Source organism: Endozoicomonas sp. SESOKO2, assembly GCF_024606245.1.
In the GTDB taxonomy this organism is placed as follows: Bacteria; Pseudomonadota; Gammaproteobacteria; order Pseudomonadales; family Endozoicomonadaceae; genus Endozoicomonas_A.
Map to the genome: position 1 here is coordinate 1 of NZ_JAHHPQ010000403.1, position 1,330 is coordinate 1,330.

Consider the following 1,330-nt stretch of genomic DNA (forward strand, 5'->3'; position numbering starts at 1 on the left):
AATGGAAAGACAAGGATGGCGAGTTCAGTATGGAGCTGTTCCGCTCCTTCTCGTCTATGAACCATTGCAAAGGCATGCTCAAACATGAGCAAGTGAAAGAAGTGCTAGGCTGGCCGGAATGGAAAGACAAGGATGGCGCGTTCAATATGAAGCTGTTCCGCGCCTTCTCGTCCATGAAACGTAGTAATGGCATGCTCAAACACGAGGAAGTGAAAGAGGTGCTGGGCTGGCCGGAATGGAAAAACAAGGATGGCGCGTTCAATATGGAACTGTTCCGCACCTTCTCATCCATGAATCACGACAAAGACATACTCAACCATGAGGAAGTGAAAGAAGTGCTGGGCTGGCCGGAATGGAAGAACAAGGGTGGCGAGTTCAACATGGAACTATTCCGCGCTTTTTCATCCATGAATAGTAGTAAAGGCATGCTCAAACATAAGGACGTGAAAGAGATACTGGGCTGGCCGGAATGGAAAGACAAGAATGGCGAGTTCAATATGGAGCTATTCCGCTCCTTCTCGTCCATGAATAATTGCAGGGGCATGCTCGAACATGAAAAAGTGAAAGAGGTGCTGAACTGGCCGGAATGGAAAGACAAGAATGACGAGTTCAGTATGGAACTGCTCCGGGCTTTCTCGTCCATGTACAACAAAAAAGGCACACCCAAACATCAGGAAGTGAAAGAGGTGCTGAGCTGGCCGGAATGGAAAGATAAGAATAACGAGTTTAGAAATGGGCTGTTCCGCGTTTTCTCGTCCATGAATCACAGCAAAGGCCTGTTCAAACATGAGGAAGTGAAAGAGGTGCTGAGCTGGCCGGAATGGCAAGACAAGGATGCCGGGTTCAGTATGGAGCTGCTCCGAGCCTTCTCATCCATGAATCATGGCAAAGGCATGCCCAAACATGAGCAAGTGAAAGAGGTGCTGGGCTGGCTGGAATGGCAAGACAAGGATGCCGGGTTCAGTATGGAGCTGTTCCGCGCCTTTTCGTCCATGAATAATGGCCAAGGCATGCTCAATAATAAGGAAGTTAAAGAGGTGCTGGACTGGCCGGAATGGAAGGACAAAAATGGCGAGTTCAATATGGAGCTTTTCCGCGCCATTTCGTCGATGAATCATAGCAAAGGCATGCTCAAGCATGAGCAGGTGAAAGAGGTGCTGGGCTGGCCGGAATGGAAAGACAAGGATGGCGACTTCAGTATGGCGCTGTTCCGCTCCTTTTCGTCTATGAACCATTCCAAAGGCATGCTCAAACGTGAGCCAGTGAAAGAGGTCTTGGGCTGGCCGGAATGGAAAGACAAGGATGGCGAGTTCAGCATGGAGCTGTTCCG

The 1,330-nt window shown here is 49.5% G+C and carries 1 protein-coding gene; it reads left to right on the plus strand.

Annotated elements, in window-relative coordinates; genetic code table 11:
• Positions 1-1,330, plus strand: a 1,330-nt coding sequence (locus KDK17_RS08820; RefSeq protein ID WP_257287884.1) for a hypothetical protein, incomplete at both ends; no start/stop codon positions are given.